15 protein-coding genes are annotated in these 22,054 nt (G+C 59.6%); 1 reads left to right on the top strand and 14 read right to left on the bottom strand.

Annotation, left to right across the window (positions count from 1 at the left end):
* Window positions 1-11 precede the first annotated feature (11 nt).
* The 12 genes from ACSPX5_RS26460 to ACSPX5_RS26405 all read right to left on the bottom strand — a co-directional run bounded on the left by ACSPX5_RS26460 (window position 12) and on the right by ACSPX5_RS26405 (window position 15,007).
* Window positions 12-1,946, bottom strand: a complete 1,935-nt coding sequence (locus ACSPX5_RS26460) for a methyl-accepting chemotaxis protein (protein WP_439820557.1) — start codon at window positions 1,944-1,946, stop codon at window positions 12-14.
* A 140-nt stretch (window positions 1,947-2,086) separates the two neighbouring features.
* A complete protein-coding gene (locus tag ACSPX5_RS26455; RefSeq protein ID WP_169428613.1) occupies window positions 2,087-3,376 on the bottom strand; it encodes an adenylosuccinate synthase in 1,290 nt (429 codons plus the stop codon).
* Window positions 3,377-3,430: 54 nt separating this feature from the next.
* Window positions 3,431-4,618, bottom strand: coding sequence for an ATP phosphoribosyltransferase regulatory subunit (locus tag ACSPX5_RS26450; RefSeq protein ID WP_169428612.1), 1,188 nt, complete (start codon window positions 4,616-4,618; stop codon window positions 3,431-3,433).
* 313 nt (window positions 4,619-4,931) lie between these two features.
* Window positions 4,932-5,801 carry a protease modulator HflC gene (hflC, locus tag ACSPX5_RS26445; RefSeq protein ID WP_027611416.1) on the bottom strand — a complete coding sequence of 290 codons (870 nt, stop codon included), beginning with the start codon at window positions 5,799-5,801 and terminating at the stop codon, window positions 4,932-4,934.
* Window positions 5,801-6,970 (bottom strand): FtsH protease activity modulator HflK, encoded by a 1,170-nt coding sequence (gene hflK / locus ACSPX5_RS26440; protein WP_169428610.1) that lies wholly within the window; start codon window positions 6,968-6,970, stop codon window positions 5,801-5,803. The genes hflC and hflK overlap by 1 nt, the downstream gene beginning before the upstream one ends.
* 96 nt (window positions 6,971-7,066) lie before the next feature.
* Window positions 7,067-8,368 carry a ribosome rescue GTPase HflX gene (gene hflX, locus ACSPX5_RS26435; RefSeq protein ID WP_169428609.1) on the bottom strand — a complete coding sequence of 434 codons (1,302 nt, stop codon included), beginning with the start codon at window positions 8,366-8,368 and terminating at the stop codon, window positions 7,067-7,069.
* A gap of 12 nt (window positions 8,369-8,380) precedes the next feature.
* The gene (gene hfq, locus ACSPX5_RS26430) at window positions 8,381-8,641 is read right to left on the bottom strand and encodes an RNA chaperone Hfq (protein WP_007902656.1); all 261 of its coding nucleotides are present in this window, start codon (window positions 8,639-8,641) and stop codon (window positions 8,381-8,383) included.
* 93 nt (window positions 8,642-8,734) lie between these two features.
* Window positions 8,735-9,706 (bottom strand): tRNA (adenosine(37)-N6)-dimethylallyltransferase MiaA, encoded by a 972-nt coding sequence (gene miaA, locus ACSPX5_RS26425; RefSeq protein WP_169428608.1) that lies wholly within the window; start codon window positions 9,704-9,706, stop codon window positions 8,735-8,737.
* Window positions 9,706-11,613: a DNA mismatch repair endonuclease MutL gene (gene mutL / locus ACSPX5_RS26420; protein ID WP_169428607.1), complete on the bottom strand. Its 1,908-nt coding sequence runs from the start codon at window positions 11,611-11,613 to the stop codon at window positions 9,706-9,708. Before mutL ends, miaA begins: the two co-directional genes overlap by 1 nt.
* Window positions 11,610-12,998 (bottom strand): N-acetylmuramoyl-L-alanine amidase, encoded by a 1,389-nt coding sequence (locus ACSPX5_RS26415; RefSeq protein WP_423815208.1) that lies wholly within the window; start codon window positions 12,996-12,998, stop codon window positions 11,610-11,612. The genes mutL and ACSPX5_RS26415 overlap by 4 nt, the downstream gene beginning before the upstream one ends.
* Window positions 12,999-13,049: 51 nt before the next feature.
* A complete protein-coding gene (gene tsaE, locus ACSPX5_RS26410) occupies window positions 13,050-13,520 on the bottom strand; it encodes a tRNA (adenosine(37)-N6)-threonylcarbamoyltransferase complex ATPase subunit type 1 TsaE (RefSeq protein WP_169428605.1) in 471 nt (156 codons plus the stop codon).
* Entirely contained in the window at window positions 13,508-15,007 is a 1,500-nt protein-coding gene (locus ACSPX5_RS26405; protein ID WP_439820556.1) for an NAD(P)H-hydrate dehydratase, read from the bottom strand. The genes tsaE and ACSPX5_RS26405 overlap by 13 nt, the downstream gene beginning before the upstream one ends.
* Window positions 15,008-15,070: 63 nt before the next feature.
* Here ACSPX5_RS26405 and queG point away from each other — a divergent pair, with 63 nt between their 5' ends.
* Complete coding sequence (queG, locus tag ACSPX5_RS26400) at window positions 15,071-16,183, top strand: tRNA epoxyqueuosine(34) reductase QueG (protein WP_207865602.1); 1,113 nt, start codon at window positions 15,071-15,073, stop codon at window positions 16,181-16,183.
* Between the two features lie 46 nt (window positions 16,184-16,229).
* On the opposite strand, the gene ACSPX5_RS26395 is transcribed toward queG, so the two are convergent.
* Together ACSPX5_RS26395 and ACSPX5_RS26390 are read right to left on the bottom strand one after the other, a co-directional pair.
* Window positions 16,230-20,963 (bottom strand): RHS repeat domain-containing protein, encoded by a 4,734-nt coding sequence (locus ACSPX5_RS26395; RefSeq protein ID WP_439820555.1) that lies wholly within the window; start codon window positions 20,961-20,963, stop codon window positions 16,230-16,232.
* A gap of 81 nt (window positions 20,964-21,044) precedes the next feature.
* A complete protein-coding gene (locus tag ACSPX5_RS26390) occupies window positions 21,045-22,031 on the bottom strand; it encodes a hypothetical protein (protein ID WP_439820554.1) in 987 nt (328 codons plus the stop codon).
* Window positions 22,032-22,054 lie beyond the last annotated feature (23 nt).

Raw genomic sequence — 22,054 nt, 5'->3', positions numbered from 1 at the left:
TGCCCGCGCTATCAGGCCCGGAACTGCCCCAGACTTGCCTTGAGCTGCGCCGCCAGACCATCCAGCACCTTGCCGCTGGCCGTGGTCTCGACCACGGCCTGAGCGGCTTTCTCAGCCTGGGCATGAATCGTCTCGACACGCCCACGCACGGCCTGCGCGCCCTGCGCCTGATGCGCCGCGGCCTGGGTCGCCAAACCAATCGCCGCGTGCACCTGTTCAACCGACGCCTGCACCGACTGCTGCAACCGTGCACTGTCACGCAGCACCAGCAAGCCTTCGCTGGCCTGACGCCCGGCCTGACCGATCGCCTCGACCGCTTCACGGGCCCCCTGCTGCAACGCCACGATGTGCGCCTGAATGTCACCGGTGGAGCTTTGAGTCTTGCTCGCCAGTGCGCGCACTTCATCCGCCACCACCGCAAAGCCTCGTCCGGTTTCACCGGCTCGAGCTGCTTCGATCGCAGCGTTGAGCGCCAGCAGGTTGGTCTGCTCGGCGATACCGTGAATCACGGTCAGCACCACTTCAATCTGTTCACTCTGCTGCGCCAGCCGCTCGATGACTTTCGCGCCGGTATCGACCTGCCCCGCCAGCGCCTCGATCAGGCTGCCGACCTTCGCCGAGGTGCGAGTGTTTTCGTCGGTGGCTTGGCGAATATCCACAACCTGCTTCAACGCCGCCTGCATCGCATGACTTTCCGACTGCGCCTCATCAGCCATTTGCGACAACGCGCGCAGGCTTTCAGCCACTTCATCGCGCTGCATCCCGGCCGCTGCATCAGCGCCAGCATTGCGCAGGGTCATAGCACCAATTTCCTCACCGGTACGCTGAGCCACATCCCCGGCCTCGCGCACGATCGGCTGCAACTTATCCACAAAGCGGTTGACTGCCGAAGCCATGTCGCCAATTTCGTCCTTGCTGTTGATCTGTACGCGCTTGGTCAAGTCGCCCTCGCCTGCCGCCAGGTCATCCATCGCAGCATTGAGCATCTTCAGGCGGTTGACCACGCGATGGCCGAGCACCACCGCCAACAGCAACAGCACGCCGGCACCCACCAGCGCCAGGCCCATGCCGATACGCCAACGCAGCGTGGCAGCAGCGTCCTGCACGGTGCCGGCCGTGTTGGCTTTCATTTCGGCGGCGGTGGACTGCGCCGACTGCAGGCGCGCACGCATGGCCGTGGCGCTGTCGGCAGCGGCGCCCTTGAGGCTGTCGCCAACCAGCTGGTCGCTGCTGGCAATCAACGCCGTGAAGCGCTGATCGAGCGCCGCCAGATCGGTTTCGACCGAGGCGGTCGAGACCCCCATCAGCACCTTGCCGATTTCCACGCCATTGGGGTTGATCGAGGCTTCGAGGTAGTAGACCGAAGGATCATTCTTCGCTGCGTCCAGCACCTTATCCAGCGCCCGCTCACCCTGACCTTTTTCCAGAAGGGCCTTGTTGATCGGGTTTTCACGATTGAGATAACGCGTCAGATGCTGGCCGGTGGCGTCGTCATACACCACGAACAGCACGTTGGGATTGCGCTGGGCCCGGCGGGCGAATTCGGACAGGGTCGGCACGTCGCTGTCCCACATGGCACGAGGCGCAACGGAGGCCAGCAACTGGGCCATGTCATTGGCCGAGTCCTTCAGGTCTTTTTCCAGGGTTGTACGCAGCTGTGCCTGCTCTTGTTTAAGACGCGAAGACAGCCCGGCAGTCAAACGCTGACGAGTATTGGTGGACAAGGTATCGAGGCTCGACGTGACTTCACGCCCGGCCTGCTCCAGTTCACCGGAGAGCTTCTGGCTGTCGGCGCCCAGGCGAGTGCCCAGGTCGGCTTCCAGCGCGGTGACGGTGCTCCGCGTCAGGGCAACGGCCACCAACACCTGCACCAAAAGGGCGATACCAAGGGTAACGAATACGGGCCGCAACAAACGGCTTTGTAACAGTGAGAGAACGGCCGACACTGTGAATCCCTCTACTTCTGACGCCATTAATTTGATGGCACTCTTGTAGACAGATTCACAGCAAAGGTCATGCCGTCCAACAGGCATAAACGACAAAGGCCCCGATAAAGGGGCCTTTGTGTTTTTACATCAACGACTTATCAAGCAAACGGATGACGCAGAACGATGGTTTCGTTGCGGTCCGGGCCCGTCGAAATAATGTCGATCGGCGCGCCGATCAATTCTTCAACGCGTTTGATGTAGGCACGAGCGTTGACCGGCAGCTCTTCCAGGGTCTTGGCACCCACGGTCGATTCGGTCCAGCCTGGCACTTCTTCGTACACAGGCTGCAGGCCTACGTAGCTGTCAGCGTCAGTCGGAGCAACGGCATTGCCTTGCGCATCTTTGTAGCCGGTACAGATGTTGATGGTTTCCAGGCCGTCGAGTACGTCCAGCTTGGTCAGGCAGATGCCCGAGATGCTGTTCACATCGATAGCGCGACGCAGGATAACGGCATCGAACCAGCCGCAACGGCGGGCACGGCCAGTGGTCGCACCGAATTCGTGACCTTGCTTGGCCAGGTGTGCACCGACTTCGTCGAACAGCTCGGTCGGGAACGGACCGGAACCTACGCGAGTGGTGTAAGCCTTGGTGATGCCCAGGATGTAGTCCAGGAACATCGGGCCAACGCCCGAACCGGTCGCCACGCCACCGGCGGTGGTGTTGGAGCTGGTCACGTACGGATAGGTACCGTGGTCGATGTCGAGCAACGAACCCTGGGCACCTTCGAACATGATGTCCTTGCCGGCGCGACGCAGGTCGTGCAGCTCTGCCGTCACGTCCAGCATCAACGGCTTGAGCAGCTCGGCGTATTCCTTGCACTCGGCCAGGGTCTTTTCGAACTCGATGGCAGGCTCTTTGTAGTAACCGACCAGCATGAAGTTGTGGTAGTCCACCAGTTCACGCAGCTTGTCTTCGAAGCGCGGCATGTTGAGCAGGTCGCCAACGCGCAGGCCACGACGTGCAACCTTGTCTTCGTACGCCGGGCCGATGCCGCGACCGGTGGTGCCGATCTTCAGCTCGCCACGGGCCTTTTCACGGGCCTGGTCCAGCGCCACGTGGAAGGACAGGATCAGCGGGCAGGACGGGCTGATACGCAGACGCTCGCGCACCGGTACGCCTTTCTCTTCCAGCTTGGTGATCTCACGCAGCAGGGCGTCGGGTGCAACCACCACGCCATTGCCGATCAGGCACTGCACGCCTTCGCGCAGCACGCCCGACGGGATCAGGTGCAGGACGGTTTTTTCACCGTCGATCACCAGTGTGTGGCCAGCGTTGTGGCCACCTTGGTAGCGCACTACGGCGGCAGCATGTTCGGTCAGCAGATCAACGATCTTGCCTTTGCCCTCATCACCCCACTGGGTGCCCAGGACTACGACATTCTTACCCATAACACTTGTCCTCATTCGCGCAAACTTGGTGCCGGCGGTGGCCGGCAGGAAAACTCAAGAAGCCAGTGGCGATACTTGCCAAAGCCCGTTCTGCTGGATCAATTGCCGGTCGCAGTCCGCATCACGGGCGGCGGCCAAAGGTTGTCCAGGCAACGCCTGAACGACACGCTGACCCTCACTGCGCAACTGGCAAACCTGCTGCCAGAGTGCCGCATCCGTACTGTCAGGCATCCAGATACCGCCAGACGGTAGCTCGACCTCAGCACGCCCCAGGGTCACCAGGGTTTTCAAATCGGTGGAAAAGCCGGTTGCCGGACGGGCGCGACCGAAGTCGGCACCGATGTCGTCATAACGACCGCCCTGAGCGATGGACTGGCCAACACCCGGCACGAACACCGCGAACACCACACCGGTGTGGTAGTGGTAACCGCGCAACTCGCCCAGATCGAAGTACAGCGGCAGTTCCGGGAAGCGCGCCGAGAGTCGCTCGGCGATCGCCAGCAAATCTTCCAGCGCAGCCAATACCGGCGCAGGCGCATTGGCCAGACGCTCGCGGGCAGCACTCAGCACTTCACGGTCGCCGCACAGGTCGACCAGCGCACGCAGCATGCCGGACAGATCGGCCGGCAGGCCTTCGGTCAAGGTAATGACCTCGTCGATGGCCTTGCGTTGCAACGCATCGAACAACTGCTGCTCGACTTCACCCGACAGACCGGCCGCCTGAGCCAGACCGCGGTAAATGCCGACATGCCCCAGATCCATGTGCACATCCGGCACGTCGGCCAGTTGCAGCATGGCCAGCATCAGGCTGATGACTTCAACGTCGCTGCTCGGGCTCGCATCGCCGTACAACTCGGCACCCAACTGGATCGGGCTGCGCGAGGACGACAAGGCACGCGGCTGGGCATGCAGCACGCTGCCGGCGTAGCACAGACGGCTCGGGCCTTCGCGACGCAGAGTGTGCGCATCGATGCGCGCCACCTGCGGCGTGATGTCTGCACGGAACCCCATCTGCCGGCCCGATTGCGGGTCGATGACCTTGAAGGTACGCAGATCCAGATCCTGGCCCGCGCCGGTCAGCAGGGATTCCAGGTACTCGATATGGGGAGTCACGACAAACTCGTAACCCCAGCTCTGGAACAGATCCAACACCTGACGACGCGCAACTTCAATGCGCGCCGCTTCCGGTGGCAGTACTTCTTCGATGCCATCTGGCAGCAGCCAGCGGTCTACCGTTGCCATTACGCCATTCCCCTTAGATCCGGGCGGCCAGCCCGAGGGCGAGCCTTGAGTGAAGCAGAAAATGACCGGCTCGTTCAAAACGCACGCGCATGAACGACGCGGCGAAAGGCCTGTTACCGGCTTCGCCCATCACTTTCCTCGAAAAACTGTCGGGCCATTCAACCCGTTCTTCTGCAACAAAAACAGCAATCAAACATGCAGACGCAAAAAAGCCGGGAATTTCCCGGCTGCCGCATCATACACACGTTTTCCCAAAGGATCACCCCGCCCGAGGTTTTAGCCGCCGGGCGGAATGATTCAGGTCAACGTCGTATCAAGGCTTGGACTTTTCCAGGTAACGGAAGAAGTCGCTGCTTGGGTCGAGGACCATGACGTCGGATTTGTTCGCGAAGCTTTCACGGTAGGCACGCAGGCTACGGTAGAAACCGTAGAACTCCTGATCCTGACCGTAGGCCTTGGAGTAGATCGCAGCAGCCTGGGCGTCACCGTCACCGCGAATCTCTTCGGATTCACGATAGGCTTCAGCCAGCAGCACGCGGCGCTGACGATCGGCGTCGGCACGGATGCCTTCGGCCAGTTCGTTACCCTTGGCGCGGTGCTCGCGAGCTTCACGCTCACGCTCTGTGCTCATACGTTCGAACACGCTGCGGTTCACTTCCTTCGGCAGGTCGATGGCCTTGACCCGGACATCGACCACTTCGATACCCAGTTCTTTTTCCGCCATCTTGTTCAGCGATGCGGTGATGTCAGCCATCAGCGCATCACGCTCACCCGACACCACTTCGTGCAGGGTGCGCTTGCCGAACTGGTCACGCAGGCCCGACTCCAGACGACGGGACAAACGCTCGTCAGCAATCTGCTTGAGGCCGGAAGTCGCGGTGTAGAAGCGCTCGGCATCTTTCACGCGCCACTTGGCGTAGGCATCGACCATCACGGCTTTCTTTTCCAGGGTCAGGAAGCGTTGTGTCGGTGCGTCCAGCGTCATCAGGCGTGCGTCGAATTTACGCACCTGGTTAACGTAAGGCACTTTCACATGCAGACCTGGCTGAACATCAGCCTGAACCACGCGACCGAACTGCAGCAACACCGCTCGCTCGGTCTGAGCCACGATGTAGAAGCAGTTCCAGCCAACCAGAACCACAACAACGCCAACGATCAGGGCGATCAGCGATTTATTGCTCATCAGCGGGTCTCCCTTGTACGCGTTTGCGGCAGGTCAGTGACATGCGGCGTGACGTCCGTGTTGTTGCTGGCGGCAGCCGAACCGGTGACCGGTGAATTGCTGCCCGAACTGTTTTGAATCATCTTGTCCAGCGGCAGGTAAAGCAGGTTGCTCTGGCCGTTCTTGTTACCGGTCACGAGCACCTTGCTGGTGCTGCTGAAGACTTCCTGCATGGTGTCCAGGTACAGACGCTGACGAGTAACCTCGGGCGCCTTGCGGTATTCGGCTACCAGCTTGGTGAAACGATCAGCCTCACCCTTGGCGCGCGAGACTGTTTCGTCGCGATAACCGTTGGCATCTTCAAGGATGCGCTGGGCCTGACCACGGGCTTCCGGCACCACACCGTTGGCGTAGGTTTCAGCCTGGTTGCGCGAACGCTGCTCGTCTTCACGGGCACGGATCACGTCATCGAAGGCTTCCTGCACCTCACGCGGTGCCGCTGCGCTCTGTACGTTGACCTGAGTGACGGTGATACCGGTGCGATAGGTATCGAGGAAACGTTGCAGACGCTCCTTGATCTCGCTGGCCATCAGCTCACGACCCTCGGTCAGCACCTGGTCCATCGCGGTGGAACCCACCACATGGCGCAGCGCACTGTCGGTCGCGTGTTGCAGGCTGATTTCCGGCTGGTCGACGTTCAGCACGAAGTCCTGCAGGTTGCTGATCTTGTACTGCACGGTCAGCGGCACTTCGACGATGTTCTCGTCTTCGGTCAGCATCTGGCCCTGCTTGGTGTAGGCACGCTCGCGCGTGACGTTCTCCATGTACTTCTTGTCGATCGGCGGGAAGTAGATGTTCAGGCCCGGGCCGACGGTTTCGTAGTACTTGCCGAAGCGCAGCACCACGGCCTGCTCCTGCTCGTCCACCACGTACACCGCGCTGTACAGCCACACGGCCGCAAGCACGACGAGGCCAATGCCGAGCAGGCCGCCGAAGCCGCCACTCTTGCCCGGACCACCACCATCGTCACCACGTTTCTTTCCACCACCGAACAACCCGTTCAGGCTTTCCTGCAGCTTTCGGAAGGCCTCGTCGAGATCCGGCGGCCCCTTGCGGTCGCCATTGTTGCGACGCTTGCCACCCCAGGGATCCTGATTGTTCGAGTTGCCACCCGGCTCATTCCAAGCCATAGCGCTCTCCATCTGATAAAGCAAAGACGCACCCACGGCGCGCCGACCAATGCTACAGAATGCCTGCCGTTGCGGCACAACCGCTTTTTCAGGCTTTTATTGCAAAGTGTGTTGCTCGATGAACTCCGTCGGCACAACGCCTTCACGGCTGACCAGTCGATTGAGCTCCGAGCGCGGCAATCGAATGGCCAGCAAGCTGACACCTTCTTCGTCGTATTCTTCTTTCTGTACCGCGCCCAGTTCGAAGAACTGTGCACGCAGACGCGCAAACCGCTGGGGCAAACGCAAGGTTCCGACAAACAAATCACTGCCCAGCAATTCGGCAATGGCTTGCTCAAGCAATTCCAGACCAGTGCCATCACGCGCCGACAACCAGACCCGTTGAGGCTTGCCGTTCTCGTCGCGCTGGATTTGTGGCTCAACGCCTTCAAGCAAATCGAGTTTGTTATAGACCTCGAGGATCGGCAAGTCCTGAGCACCAATCTCGCCCAGCACCACCATCACCTGCTCGATCTGCAACATGCGATCCGGTTCGGCCGCATCGATCACGTGCAACAGCAGGTCGGAATTGCTCGACTCTTCGAGCGTAGACCGAAATGCCTCGACCAGCTTGTGGGGCAGATGACGAATGAAACCCACGGTGTCGGCCAGGACAATCGGCCCCAGGTCGTCCAGTTCCAGACGGCGCAGGGTCGGGTCCAGCGTGGCGAACAATTGGTCGGCCGCGTACACCTCGGATTTCGTCACGTTATTGAACAGCGTGGACTTGCCGGCGTTGGTGTATCCCACCAGAGACACGGTAGGGATATCCGCACGCGAGCGGCCACGACGCGACTGTTCGCGCTGGCTGCGCACTTTTTCCAGCCGGCCCTTGATCTGGCGCAGGCGAACCCGCAGCAGTCGCCGGTCGGTTTCGAGCTGGGTTTCACCCGGGCCGCGCATGCCGATACCACCACCTTGACGCTCAAGGTGAGTCCAGCCGCGAACCAGCCGGGTGCTCATGTGGTCAAGCTGGGCCAGTTCTACCTGGAGCTTGCCCTCATGGGTACGGGCGCGTTGGGCGAAAATATCGAGAATCAGACCGGTACGGTCGATCACGCGACACTCGAAGACACGTTCGAGGTTGCGTTCCTGACTGGGCGTAAGGACGTGATTGAAGATCACCAGATCGGCTTCTTCGGCGTGTACCAGGTCGCGCAGTTCCTCGACCTTGCCGCTGCCGATCAGGTATTTGGCGGTTGGCCGATGACGCGGCACGTTAAAAAACGCAACGGTCTCGGCGCCTGCCGAATTTGCCAGTTCCTGAAACTCCTGCGGATCTTCGCGCGCCTCAGGGTCCTGTCCATCCAAGTGAACGAGGATGACTCGTTCACCACCACCGTGGCGCTCAAAGAACAAAGGAGACTCCTATCAGGCGTTACCTGGCTCAGCGTCACCTGCTTCGGATTCGGTTGCGCTTGGCAGACGAATTGGACGAACCGGCACGACTGTAGAGATAGCGTGTTTGTAAACCATCTGGCTGACGGTGTTCTTCAGCAGGATAACGAACTGGTCGAACGATTCGATCGTGCCTTGCAGTTTGATACCGTTGACCAGGTAGATGGAAACCCCCACTTTCTCTTTACGTAAAGTATTCAAGTAAGGGTCTTGTAGCGAATGCCCTTTTGACATGTGCCGCACTCCTTTAAGGATTCAATATAAAAAATAGGTAATCAGATGGCTTTTGCCGCCACACCCCCAAGGATAGACGGCAATTGCAAGGACTCAGCCCAATATGGAGATGGTCCCAAGGTATTTCAAGGTGCGTGGCAGATTGTCGCAATCCAGACTGTCGAGCCAGTGCAAATCGTCCCAGCTGCGCAGCCAGGTAAACTGGCGTTTGGCCAATTGGCGCGTGGCGATGATGCCCCGCTCCTGCATTTCGGCCGCCGTCAGCTTGCCATCCAGGTAATCCCAGACCTGGCGGTAGCCTACCGCACGTATAGACGGCAACCCGGCATGCAGGTCACTTCTATTACGCAGGGCTACGACCTCGTCGATGAATCCCTGTTCCAGCATATTTGTGAATCTTTGTTTAATGCGGTCGTGCAGTACCTGGCGATTTGCCGGAGCAATGGCCAAGTTCGCGACAGTATAGGGCAATTGTTGCCGTCCCGATGCCGCCGCTTCAGTACTTTGTACAGATTGTTTCAGCCGAAGTTCAGTCATGCTCTGACCGCTGACCCGATAGACTTCCAGCGCACGACTCAGGCGCTGTGGATCGTTCGGATGAATACGCGCCGCCGACTCCGGATCGATTGCCGCCAGTTGATCGTGCAGGGCTTGCCAGCCAAGGCGTGCAGCCTCTTCTTCAATCTGCGCGCGAATCTCGGGATCCGCCGCCGGCATATCGGCCAGACCTTCGACCAAAGCCTTGTAATAGAGCATCGTGCCGCCCACCAGCAGCGGAATTTTTCCGCGCGCGGTGATTTCGGCCATCGCCTGCAAAGCGTCGCGGCGGAAATCCGCAGCCGAATAAGCCTCGGCCGGGTCAAGAATGTCGATCAGGCGATGAGGGTACTCGGCCAGCAGCTCTTTCGACGGTTTGGCCGTGCCAATGTCCATACCGCGATAAACCAGCGCCGAATCGACACTGATCAGCTCGCACGGCAGCACCTTGGTCAGCTCGATGGCCAGGTCGGTCTTGCCCGCAGCGGTCGGGCCCATCAGGAAAATCGCTGGAGGAAGCTGGCTCATCAACGACCGCGCAGGAACAGTTTGTCCAGATCGTCCAGGCCCAGTTGGGTCCAGGTCGGCCGGCCATGGTTGCATTGACCGCTGCGCTCGGTGTTTTCCATGTCGCGCAGCAGGCCGTTCATTTCCGGCAAGGCCAGGCGGCGGTTGGCGCGGATCGCGCCGTGGCAGGCCATGGTGCCGAGCAGTTCATTCAAATGCGCCTGGATTCGATCGCTGGTGCCGTACTCCATCAAGTCCGACAACACGTCGCCCACCAGACGGTTGGCCTCGGCCTGTTTGAGCAGGGCCGGGATCTGACGGATCGCCAGGGTTTCCGGGCCCAGACGCTGCAATTCGAAACCGAGACGCTGGAACCACGCCGCATGCTCTTCGGCACAATCGGCCTCGCGCTGACTGACCGCCAGCGACTCCGGCACCAGCAGCGGCTGACCGCTCAGGCCTTCGCTGGCCATGGCGATCTTCAGGCGCTCGTACATGATCCGCTCGTGAGCGGCGTGCATGTCCACCAAAACCAGGCCCTGGGCGTTCTCGGAAAGAATGTAGATGCCCTTGAGCTGCGCCAGTGCGTACCCCAGCGGCGGAATGTCTTCCTGACCGGCCGGCAGCGCGTTGGCATTGGCCTCGGGCAGCGGCGCGAAAAACTCGCGGTACGCGGCCTGAGCCTCGGCAACTGGCACGGTCGATTGCGGACGCGGCGTGTATTGATACTGATAAGCACCGCCAGCACTGGCGCTCGACGAGGTATTGAACGTCGGTTGTGCCTGCGGTTGCTCCAGCAGCGCGTTGGCGGCCAGGCGCATCTCGCCCTGCGGCCCGAATTCGCCGGCTTCGAGACCGGTTGGCCGCACGACCGCGGTAGTGACCGAACCGGCCAACTGATCTTCCGGCCGCACATCCCCCAAGGCACGGTGCAAGGTGCCATAAAGGAAATCATGCACCATGCGCCCGTCACGGAAGCGCACTTCGTGCTTGGTGGGGTGCACGTTGACGTCGACCGCTGCCGGATCGACCTCGAAAAACAGCGCGAACGTCGGATGCCGGCCATTGAACAGCACATCGCGATAAGCCTGACGCACCGCGTGGGCCACCAGTTTGTCGCGCACCGCACGGCCGTTGACGAAGAAATACTGCAAATCCGCCTGACTGCGGTTGAAGGTCGGCAGACCGACCCAGCCCCACAGGTGCAAGCCATTGCGCTCGATCTCGATCGGCAACGCCTGCTCAAGGAAGCCCGAACCGCAGATCGCCGCCACACGCCGGGCGCGAGCCGCGTCATCGTGAGCTTCGTGCAGGCTGAGGATGGTCTTGCCGTTGTGGCGCAGGTGAAACGCCACGTCGAAACGCGCCAGCGCCAGACGCTTGATCACTTCCTGCAGGTGATCGAATTCGGTTTTTTCAGTCTTGAGGAATTTGCGCCGTGCCGGGGTGTTGAAGAACAGGTCACGCACTTCCACCGAAGTGCCGACCGGATGGGCTGCCGGTTGTACCCGGGGCGCCATGTCACGGCCTTCGGTTTCGACCTGCCAGGCCTGATCGGCGTCACGGGTGCGGGAAGTCAGGGTAAGACGTGCCACGGAGCTGATCGACGCCAGTGCCTCGCCCCGGAAACCCAGGCTCATCACCTGTTCGAGGTCTTCGAGGTTGCGGATCTTGCTGGTGGCGTGACGGGCCAGTGCCAGCGGCAGGTCATCGGCGGAAATTCCGCTGCCATCGTCGCGCACCCGCAACAGTTTGACGCCGCCCTGCTCGACATCGACGTCGATGCGTCTGGCGCCGGAGTCGAGGCTGTTTTCCAGCAACTCCTTGATCACCGAGGCCGGGCGCTCCACCACCTCACCGGCGGCGATCTGGTTCGCCAGCCTCGGGCTGAGCAGTTCGATACGGGCAGCGTTCAGAACCTGATTCATTCTTTGGACGCCAGTTCAGTGCCCGGAATGGTCAGGTGCTGACCGACCTTCAACTCATCGCTGCTCAGGTTGTTGGCACTGCGCAACGTGGCGGCCGACACCTGATAGCGCACGGCAATCATCGCCAGGGTCTCACCCGGGCTGACCCGATGATCACGTGGCCCCTGGGCGATCTTGCCCGAATCACGCAGCCAGGCAATGTAGGTGCCCGGTGGCGGGTTCTGCTGGAAGAACTGACGCACGCCGCTGCTGATCGACCGCGCCAGCGCCTGCTGGTGGCTCGAAGCAGAGAGTTTGTTCGCTTCGTTGGCGTTGGAGATAAAGCCGGTTTCCACCAGGATCGACGGAATGTCCGGCGACTTCAACACCATGAACCCGGCCTGTTCTACGCGCTGCTTGTGCAACGGCGTGACCCGGCCGATGTTGCTCAGGACTTTCTGGCCGACGTTGAGACTGGAGGTCAGCGAGGCGGTCATCGACAGGTCGAGCAGCACGCCGGCGAGCATCCGGTCCTTGTCGTCGAGGCTGACGTTGCCGGCACCACCGATCAGGTCGGAACGGTTTTCGCTGTCGGCCAGCCAACGGGCGGTCTCCGACGTTGCGCCACGGTCGGACAACGCAAACACCGAAGCCCCGAATGCCGCCGCAGACGGCGCGGCGTCGGCGTGGATCGAGACGAACAGGTCGGCGCCCTTCTTGCGGGCGATTTCGGTTCGACCGCGCAGCGGGATGAAGTAGTCGCCTGTACGGGTCAGTTCGGCGCGGAAGCCTTTCATGCCGTTGACCTGGCGTTGCAATTCACGGGCGATCTGCAGCACCACGTCTTTTTCGCGCTGACCACGTGAGCCGGACGCACCCGGGTCTTCGCCGCCGTGGCCGGCGTCGATCACCACAATGATGTCGCGTTTGCCGGCCGGGGCCGGAGGCAGTTTGATCGCAGGTTCTGTCGGGGTTACCGGCACGGCCGGAACGGTCGCTACCGTTGGTGCGGGCGCAGGTGTCGGAGGTGGAGGCGCGGCATCGGCCGGGTTATCGAACAGGTCGACCACCAGACGGTTGCCGTACTGCGCGTTCGGCGCCAGCGAGAAGCTTTTCGGGGTGACGGCTTTTTTCAGGTCAATGACCACCCGCAAATCGGTCGGCGTACGCTGTGCCGAACGCATGGCGGTGATCGGCGTATTGGCCGTGGAGACTTTCAACGGCGCCCCAAGGGTGGCGCCATTGATGTCGATCACCAGTCGATCCGGTGCAGTGAGGGTAAAGACGCTGTGTTGCACCGGGCCGGTCAGGTCGAACACCAGGCGCGTGTTGTCCGGCGCCCGCCACAGGCGCACGCTGTTGACCTTCGTTTCGGCCACAGCGTTGACGGTTACTGCCATCAACATCAGTCCAGCGGCAGCCACCAACGCGCGAAAGCGCATACCTAACCCCATCATTTAATTGGTTTCCAATGCCAAAGCGGCACACCAGGCCTCGCCACGCGAGCCCTGGGACAAAATAGTCAGCGAACGCCCGCTGTCTTGCGGGCTAATGGTAATGGTCAGGTCAGGCTTTGGCAAAAAGCCTGCACCTTTATCGGGCCACTCGATCAGGCACAGGGCGTCGTCTTCGAAATAGTCGCGAATGCCGAGAAACTCCAACTCTTCCGGATCGACCAGACGATACAGATCAAAGTGAAAGGCGCGGACGTCACCGATCTCGTAGGGCTCGACCAGCGTGAAGGTCGGACTTTTCACCGCACCCACGTGCCCCAGCCCGCGAATGATGCCCCGCGACAGCGTAGTTTTGCCCATGCCGAGGTTGCCCTCAAGGAAGATCAGGCCATGCCCCCCGGTTACGCGGGCGATCCGTGCACCAAAGTCGCTCATTGCCTGTTCATCGGCCACGTACAGGGTTACTTCAGACACGGTGCATGCTCCTCCAACAACTGACGAATGGCTGGAATGAGATCACTGGCCGCCAGCCCACGGCCGAATTTACCTTGTTGCGCTCCGGCGTTGGCGTGCAGCCAGACCGCCAGGCAAGCCGCATCGAAGACGTCCATGCCTTGAGCCAGTAACGCTCCGACCAGACCGGCCAGCACATCGCCGAGCCCCGCAGTGGCCATCGCCGGATGGCCTTGATGACACAACGCCAGACGCCCGTCGGGATGAGCGATCAGACTGCCGGCGCCCTTGAGCACCACCACCGCTGTATATTTTTTGCTCAACGCCAGCGCGGCGGCCGGACGATCCGCTTGCACTTCTGCCGTGCTGATCCCAAGCAAGCGCGCCGCTTCACCCGGATGCGGTGTGATCACGCAATCGTTGGGCAGAGTAACGAAGCCGGACGCCAGCAGATTCAACGCATCGGCATCCCACACTTGCGGCAGCGGTGCATTGGCGGCGGCCGAGAGCAGTGCCCTGCCCCAACTGGCCTGCCCAAGCCCCGGGCCGACCACCAATACGGACACCTTTTCCAGCAGCCCCATCAATTGATTGGCCGAAGAAGCGCCCAGCGCCATGGCTTCCGGCACCCGGCTCAACGCCGCCGGCACATGTTCCGGGCGGGTCGCCAGCGACACCATCCCGGCCCCGCTGCGCAAGGCGCTTTCGGTGCTGAGCAGAATTGCCCCGCCAAAACCGTGATCGCCGCCGATCAGCAGCACATGACCGAAACGCCCCTTGTGCGCAGCCGGCGCACGGGCAGCCAGATGCGGAAGGTTAGTCACGTTGAGCCGGCGAGCGGCGACAGGAATGTCACTGAAGGTTTCGGTCGAAGCCTGCAGATCGTTAAACAGCAGTTCGCCGACGTGATCCGCTGCCGCGCCCGTAAACAGCCCGAGTTTCAGGCCGATGAAGGTCACGGTGAGGTCGGCGCGCACTGCATCACCCAGAGCATGACCGGTATCAGCACACAACCCGGAAGGGATATCGACCGCCACCACCGGCAGTCCGCTGCCATTGATCGCCGCAATCGCGCAGGCATAAGGCTCACGCACGTCACCGCTCAGGCCCGTGCCGAGCAACGCGTCAACAACGATACCGCGCAACTCGCAGGACACATCCCACGGGGCAATCGAGACGCCGTCAGCCACGGCTTCGGCGTGCGCCACCGCGGCATCGCCCTTCAGACGCTGCGGCTCGCCGACAGCCAGCACCTGAACCTGCCAACCCGCCCGATGGGCCAGCGCCGCCACCAGATAACCATCGCCGGCGTTGTTGCCGTGCCCGGCCAGCACCGTCATTTCATTCGCGGCCGGCCATTGGCGCACCAGCGCGCGCCAGGTGGCATGGGCGGCACGCTGCATCAATTCGAAGCCCGGCGTGCCGGCGGCGATCAGCCGTGCGTCGAGTTCGCGCACCTGCGCGGCGCGGTACAGCGCGTCGGGTAATTGATCTTTAGTGTGCGGCATGCGTCTTCGGGCTCCGATGTCTGGCAGAATTATACGCACCTCAGCTCCGGTTTCTCTCGCCTCATGTCCGCCATCACCACAGATCTGCCTGCCCTCGCCCAATCCATCAAGGACTGGGGCCGCGAGCTGGGCTTCCAGCAAGTCGGCATCAGCGGTCTGGACCTGGCCGAGCATGAGCAGCACCTGCAACGCTGGCTCGAGGCCGGCTACCACGGCGAAATGGATTACATGGGTGCCCACGGCAGCAAACGCTCGCACCCCGAAGAACTGGTGCCGGGCACCTTGCGTGTCGTTTCCCTGCGCATGGACTACCTGCCGGGCGACACGCAAATGGCACAATTGCTGGCCAAACCGGAAAAGGCCTACATCTCGCGTTATGCCTTGGGCCGCGATTATCACAAGTTGATCCGTAAACGCGTTCAACAACTGGCGGACAGGATTCAATCCGAGATCGGTCCGTTCGGCTTCCGCGCCTTCGTCGACAGCGCTCCGGTGCTGGAAAAAGCCATCGCCGAACAGGCCGGCCTGGGCTGGATCGGCAAAAACACTCTGGTGCTCAACCGCAAGGCCGGCAGTTACTTCTTTCTCAGCGAACTGTTCGTCGACCTGCCCTTGCCGGTGGATGAACCCCACAGCAGCGAACATTGCGGGCGCTGCACCGCGTGCCTCGACATCTGTCCGACCAACGCCTTCGTCGGCCCGTATGTGCTGGATGCGCGACGCTGCATTTCCTACCTGACCATCGAGTTGAAGAACGCTATTCCCGAAGACCTGCGACCGCTGATCGGCAACCGGGTGTTCGGCTGCGACGACTGCCAGATCTGCTGCCCGTGGAACCGCTTCGCCCGCCCCTCCGGCGAAAGCGATTTCAAGCCACGGCACAATCTGGACAATGCCGAACTCGCCGAGCTGTTTCTGTGGGATGAAGACAAGTTTTTGAGCAGTACCGAAGGCTCGCCGTTGCGCCGGGCGGGTTACGAACGCTGGCTGCGCAATCTGGCGGTGGGTCTGGGGAATGCGCCTTCAACGATTCCGGTGCTGGAAGCGTTGAAGGCGCGACGGGATTATCCGTCAGAGTTAGTGAGAGAGCATGTGGAATGGGCGCTTGAACAACACTCACGATCAGCACAGGCAAAACCTGCAGACACGGTGCTCAAGCCGCAGTCTGGACATTGAGTGTCGTTGCCTCATGCCCGTCGCTGTCCGGGTGCGTTATTCGCACCTATTTTTTTTCGTTGTAGTGGCCACCCACCTGCTTGATGGTGACAATCTTGTGCTTGGTGTTTTCCGTCAGATAAATGCGATCCCCCTGCGATAAGTAAAGATGCATCGGCTTTGCCCCGGAACTGGCGGGACCATACATTGGCGTATAGTCGGCGTGTATGAGCGCGGCGGCGGAGGTCGGGGAATTACCCGCCTCGATATGTTTCATGAACAGTTCAGCTCTGTCTTCCGTGGCCTTGCGCGCTTCTATTCTGACAATATTCATCTTGGCTTTGGGCCTGACCAGTGTCCACTTCACTTCTTCGGCAACCGGCTCAGCGGCTTTCCTGGCTTTTGCTGCAGCCTTGGCTCCTTTTCCCTTGATCATTCCTTTGGCCATCTCTTTGCCCGCAGCGCCTGCCCCCTTGCCACTCGCCCCTTGCGCCCAGGCGCCAGCGAGTTTCCTGCCCGCATTAATGCCCGCTCTGGCACCCGCCCCCAGCCCAGCCCCGAACGAAGCCAGTCCAAGACCAAAGGTGATCCAGCCCAATATATTCCCCGCTTGAGATTCCGGCTCCAGCTCATTGACCACCTCGCTGGCAATACTCGACAAGCCCGAAGTAACGGCCAGCCCCAAGGCCGCCACTGCCCAGGGCGTCGTCGCTCCCATCGTCAATACGCTGGCAACAATCCCGAAAACGCTCAATCCAACGCCCAGGATGGTTTGCCAGGAGATGTGTCCAGTGGGGTCAATACGATTGACAGGGTCGCCCAGGCAATAGGCGTAGGCATTCAATCCGCCTTCACCAAACGGACTCATGCTGTCGGGGCTGAGAAAGCGCATCAAGGTCGGGCTATAGGCTCGGTATCCATTGCCCAACAGATACAGACCGGTAGCCGGGTCCAGTTGCTCGCCGTTAAAGCCCGCCAGACTGAACAAGCCACCTTCGGCGGGACGGTGCCCATAAGGGCTGTAAGCGCAATCGGTCAGATGCTCCTCACCCAGTTGAGCCAACACACTTTGCTGCTGATCGGTGCCGAACAGCTGAATACCGGAGCTCAATCCGAGTTGTTGCTGCCCTACAAGCAATCCACCGTGACGCACGACGCTGGATGAACGATTACCGCTGACTTCATGGGTGATCCGGCCTTCATGGTAATAACGCTGGGTAGTTACCGTATCCGGTTGCGCCAGTTCAACCAGTTGGTCGAACCCGTCGTAATGGTAGCCGCGAATGACCTTGCCTCCTGCACCGGTCAATTGCTCGAGTCGCCCGAACGCGTCATAGGCCAGGGTTCGCGCCTGATCATCCTTGATCATCCTGCCGTTGGCGTCATATTCCAGGGTCACTGCCGAGGGATAGTCGACGTGTGAATGCTTGACCGAGCTGAGTTGCGCAGGGTCCGGGTTGTCATAACCAAAGGTAGTCAGGTTCACACCCAGCGGGAAGCGCGTCTGTACGGTGAGCAGGTTATCCAGCGCATCGAATGTGAACGCCTGCTGAACAATCTCCTTGCCATAGGGATCCCGGGGCTTGTGGGTTCCGGCGCAGTCGTACTGGATCAGACGCCCGCGCCTGTCGTAGGAAAACTGTTCATCGCGCAACACTTGCGTACCGCGGCTGGACACCTTCCGCGCCAGTTTGCCAGCCAGTGTATAGGTCGACACCAGCGTCTGATCGGGCTGGCCCTTGACCTCGAAAGTACGGCATGTTTCACGACCGATATCATCGTAGGCAAACCGGGTGATCATTTGACGCTTGAGCGAAGTCTCTTCGGTCATTGTCCATTCCAGCAACCCGGTCTGAAGGTTGTAGTGGAATTCGGTTTTCAGTGAACCCTGCAAGGTTGATAGCAGACGACCGTGATCATCGTATTCGGATCTGCGCTCCGTCCCCAGCACATCGATATAGGTGAGCGGTCGCCCCTCGAGAGAATAGGTAAAGGAAGTTGATTTACTGATCACCCCGTAAGTGGTCGTTTCGGATTTGATGCGCCCGGAAGGGTAATACGTAAAACGACGCTCTCTGCCGTTTTCACTGCAGGTCAGGGGATGACCATTGACCGGGTCGTAAGTCATGGTTGTGAGCAACGCACCCGCCTTGCGCTCGGTCAGTAAACCGCCCAGCTCACGCAAATAGGTGAATTCGGTTTTCTTGCCGTCGGGACTCTTGTGCCACTGCGGCTGACGGAAGCCCGCTTCATAACCGGCTTCGGACTTGCGCCCGCCCACTGTGCTTTGCGTGAGACGATTCAAGCCGTCATAGGTTTGCCGGCCCAACATTTTGCCGTCGACCTGGATGCAGGCCGGCAGCGCTTCGTCACTGTGATCGGCGTAATCGGTTACCACCTCGCTGGCATCGGGCAGGACGCTGCGGGTCATCCGGTCGAAGACGTCATATTCATAGCGTGTGGTATTGCCGGCGGGATCGGTCTCGGTGGTCGTGCGCCCGAGGCCGTCATAGGTGTAAACCGTTTTGCCCAGACTGCTGTTCTTGAGGTTGAAGCTCTCGACACTCAGAGGCTTTCCGAACGAGTTGACGAGGGTGACTGTCTTGCCCATCCCTTGAAGCCAATTCGTTTGCTGGCGAGCGACCGGATCGACCTCGCTGTGTTCGATGCGCCCATCGGCATGGAGCGTCTTGCAGACCTGGCCCCAGTCATCGAATTCGTAGCGAGTCACCACTGGACAAGGTTTGCCGTCGCGCCAATCGGTCAGTGTCACTTGTATCCTGTTACCCGCCGAATCATGAACCGCGGAATAAAGGGTGCGAGTCTGAATAAGTCCCTCCCTGTCCGGATGGTCACAGTCCTTTTCCGCAACAGTGATCACCCGTTCCAGGCCGTCAACACTTACGCGTTGCTCGCCGCCAGCGGGATTCGTTCCCACTATTGTGGCCGGCAGTTTCTGGCTGGCGGATATATAAGACCACTGAGTAGAGCTCGCGAAGGGCGTTCCAGGGGCAACCGTCTTGCATACTGCCCGGCCGATTGCGTCGTACTCATACTCAATGTGCTCGCCATCGACACCGATTTCCGAGACCTGTAATCCAGTCAGCGTCGAGAGCACTTTTTCACTGGTCTGAAGCGTTCCATCAAATCCGTATGTACTGGACTTTACCTCCAGCCGGGTGTCCTTGAGCTCATAGGAAAATTCAGTACGGGTCTTTTTATCGTTACGGGTGACGCTTTGCTCTTGCGTGGCCCCATGTTTGAACGGGTCCTGCGGCGTATTCAGGTAACTTTTTTCGGTTTTCGACCGCTGGATCTCAACCCCCTCCACAAGCTCGAAAAAACGCTCCTCAACTGGCAGGACGAAGGCCAGCTCTGCACCTTCCAGCGCAGGATGCAGGGCATAGTCGTAGTAGGTAACAGTCGAGTTCCCTCCCCCGTCTGCCGGGATGACTGTCCTCTTTTTCTGGAACCTGGCGAAGCCCATCGGATCCTCTGGACAGTTGTCCCCACCGCTTGCCGGATAAAACTCCGACAAAGTGGTCATTCCATTCGGCTCGACAAGTTTGAGCAAGTTGCCTTCACCATCGAACTCAGTGACGGTGGTTTCCTGACGCGTCTGTTGGGTGCGTCGGTCGAGATAAGTCACCGTCTGAATCTTTGGCATGCGGAACTGAGCCGGCTGCTCATTGAATGGCTTGGTGACGGAACAATGGTATTCGGTGGCGACTGAGGTCTTGGCATCACCTCTTGTAGTGACCTCTGCGGTCAACAAATGGAACTTGTTGTAAGTGCGGTTGACAAGGGTGTGCACAGCCCCCTTGACCACCAACCGCTCGGTCGAGGAATAGACGTAGTTGGCGGGCGCCAGGTAGAGAGGATCTCCGTCATTGCTTCTGGTCGGGATGAGGCCCTGCCCGAGAAAGTTATGGTCGGAATACGAGTATTCCTTGCAGAGCCTGGGTTGGTGGTGCCCCGGATAAATATCGTGAGCGATGACAAATGGCAGTGACCGCTCCACGCCGTTTACGAAGAGGTGACCCTGGCGCTTGTAGCGAATGAATTCGACACCGCGCAACGGATTGACGACGCGCCACAAATAGATGGCCTGATCAATGACCTCATATTCCAGCTCCCAGCCTTTGCCGACCGGAAGCTCGATGGCCGTTACCCGACTATTTTTCAGGACCAGTCCGTAATCGGTAGCGACCGAAGTACCAGGATGCCGGGTCAGTATCACCTGACCTGCCTTGCGTGTGATTTTCAGCAGGCATCGCTGGGTGTCATTGACTTCAACCAACATGGGAAACTGATTGAACAACACATGCTTCAGCGTGATGCTCACACCGTTCGGGGCAATGATTTTTTCTACTACCGCGACCTGGGTGCCGGCCTGAACCTTGAGCAACTCACGCCGACCATCCTTGTACCGGACTTCATAGCGTCCGCCCCCCGTCTCCAGCACCTTGGCGGTTTGCAGTTTCATTTCCCTGAACTTCAGGCCGGCAGACGTCTCCACAGCCTTATAGCGTTCACCGTTTGCCAGCGTCATGACCTTGCTGCGCAAGTCGTAATGCGTCATGGTCAAAGACCAGCCGACGCCGAAACCGGTATCCACTTGATTCAGTGGATTGAAACCCAATGTCAGTGCAAGCTCAGGGCCATTCAGACCCGCCGAGTGCAACTTGCCCAGCGAAAATGAACACGTATACATTCCGGTGCGAGGGTCAACGCCTCCAGAAACAAACTCACCGAAGTTGAAAGCATTGGAGTGAGCATTGGAAGATGAATTACTTTCCATTGAAAAAGACGTCCTTTATTTCCATATTCAGATATTGGCAAATCAAGTGACCAGTGAACACCGGCTGGCCACCTGACAAAATCAGGCAAGCTGTTTCATTGACCGCCGGGACTCGCCCAAAATAAAGGTACGCTGTTCCTTGTCACCATCGAGCGAAAGCCTGTGTTCCGAGCCGAACTCATCAAGCACTGCAAACTCGAATGCACTTTCATTTTCCCGTGCCACTTGAAAGTCAGCGGAAATGTACTGAACAAGTGTCAACTGGCCGGGCACTTTGTTAATAGGTACGGTCACATAGCCCAGCGGACTGCGAAACGTTGTTTTCTGCCCATAAATCGGCGCCATGTAACCGTAAAAGTTTCTGCGTCCGTCCCGTGTATCGGGAATATTTCCGGACACGTAGACCAGCGCCGCCATTTCAGAATCATAAGGATCAAGCTTGACCTCACTGCTGTACCAGTCGAGGAGATGAACCTGTCTGCCCTCTGCGTGCAGTCCAATATGGTAAAGCTGGATCCAGTCGTAAGAGGCCCTCTGCTGCTTCTCTTCATATTTATTCAGCGAAAAACTGTTTAGCGAATACACTCTCGGCGGAATAGCTTCCAGCGTGACACTGCTATCGAAGCCAATTCCGTTCGTTCGCAGCGTCACGTTATCCATGGCTATTTCGGCAGCCACTTCCATGATTCCAGGCCGGGAGGCGGAAACCCAAAATTCAAATACTTGCACAGGATCGGAATCATCACTGATTCGATTGTCCTTGACTTGGCGAACTTCTGTAACGCGCGGCGCCCCACCCGACATTTCGTGGGCAAACCGGTTCTCCTGCCTGGATACACTCCAGTCACCTTCCAGAGGCCGAGCACCGTTATAGGCAATCAGCCGCAGTGTCTGCAAGGCGGGATGCCCGTACAGTGACACGCCATCACCATTGCTATCGGCTCCTTGTACAAGCACCAACACACGCACTTGCATGCGACCGTTGGCGTAAAGCACTTTGTGCTGGCCAGACTTGGTAGCGTCGAGTTTAACTTCGATACGGGAAATACTAAGTTGTTCGTCAGACATTCAATAACACCTTGGCTAATAAA

The sequence above is a fragment of the Pseudomonas sp. HLG18 genome (assembly GCF_051903985.1).
Taxonomy (GTDB): domain Bacteria; phylum Pseudomonadota; class Gammaproteobacteria; order Pseudomonadales; family Pseudomonadaceae; genus Aquipseudomonas; species Aquipseudomonas fluorescens_BT.
This window is presented reverse-complemented; position numbering and strand designations above follow the sequence as displayed.

Bases quoted from the DNA above. Each gene is read 5' to 3' on its own strand.
- queG (WP_207865602.1), top strand. From the start codon at position 15,071: ATGTCCGCCATCACCACAGATCTGCCTGCCCTCGCCCAATCCATCAAG.
- ACSPX5_RS26415 (WP_423815208.1), bottom strand. From the start codon at position 12,998: ATGTTGATGGCAGTAACCGTCAACGCTGTGGCCGAAACGAAGGTCAAC.
- ACSPX5_RS26395 (WP_439820555.1), bottom strand. From the start codon at position 20,963: ATGGAAAGTAATTCATCTTCCAATGCTCACTCCAATGCTTTCAACTTC.
- ACSPX5_RS26405 (WP_439820556.1), bottom strand. From the start codon at position 15,007: ATGCCGCACACTAAAGATCAATTACCCGACGCGCTGTACCGCGCCGCG.
- mutL (WP_169428607.1), bottom strand. From the start codon at position 11,613: ATGAATCAGGTTCTGAACGCTGCCCGTATCGAACTGCTCAGCCCGAGG.
- ACSPX5_RS26455 (WP_169428613.1), bottom strand. From the start codon at position 3,376: ATGGGTAAGAATGTCGTAGTCCTGGGCACCCAGTGGGGTGATGAGGGC.
- miaA (WP_169428608.1), bottom strand. From the start codon at position 9,706: ATGAGCCAGCTTCCTCCAGCGATTTTCCTGATGGGCCCGACCGCTGCG.
- ACSPX5_RS26390 (WP_439820554.1), bottom strand. From the start codon at position 22,031: ATGTCTGACGAACAACTTAGTATTTCCCGTATCGAAGTTAAACTCGAC.
- ACSPX5_RS26450 (WP_169428612.1), bottom strand. From the start codon at position 4,618: ATGGCAACGGTAGACCGCTGGCTGCTGCCAGATGGCATCGAAGAAGTA.
- hfq (WP_007902656.1), bottom strand. From the start codon at position 8,641: ATGTCAAAAGGGCATTCGCTACAAGACCCTTACTTGAATACTTTACGT.
- hflK (WP_169428610.1), bottom strand. From the start codon at position 6,970: ATGGCTTGGAATGAGCCGGGTGGCAACTCGAACAATCAGGATCCCTGG.
- hflC (WP_027611416.1), bottom strand. From the start codon at position 5,801: ATGAGCAATAAATCGCTGATCGCCCTGATCGTTGGCGTTGTTGTGGTT.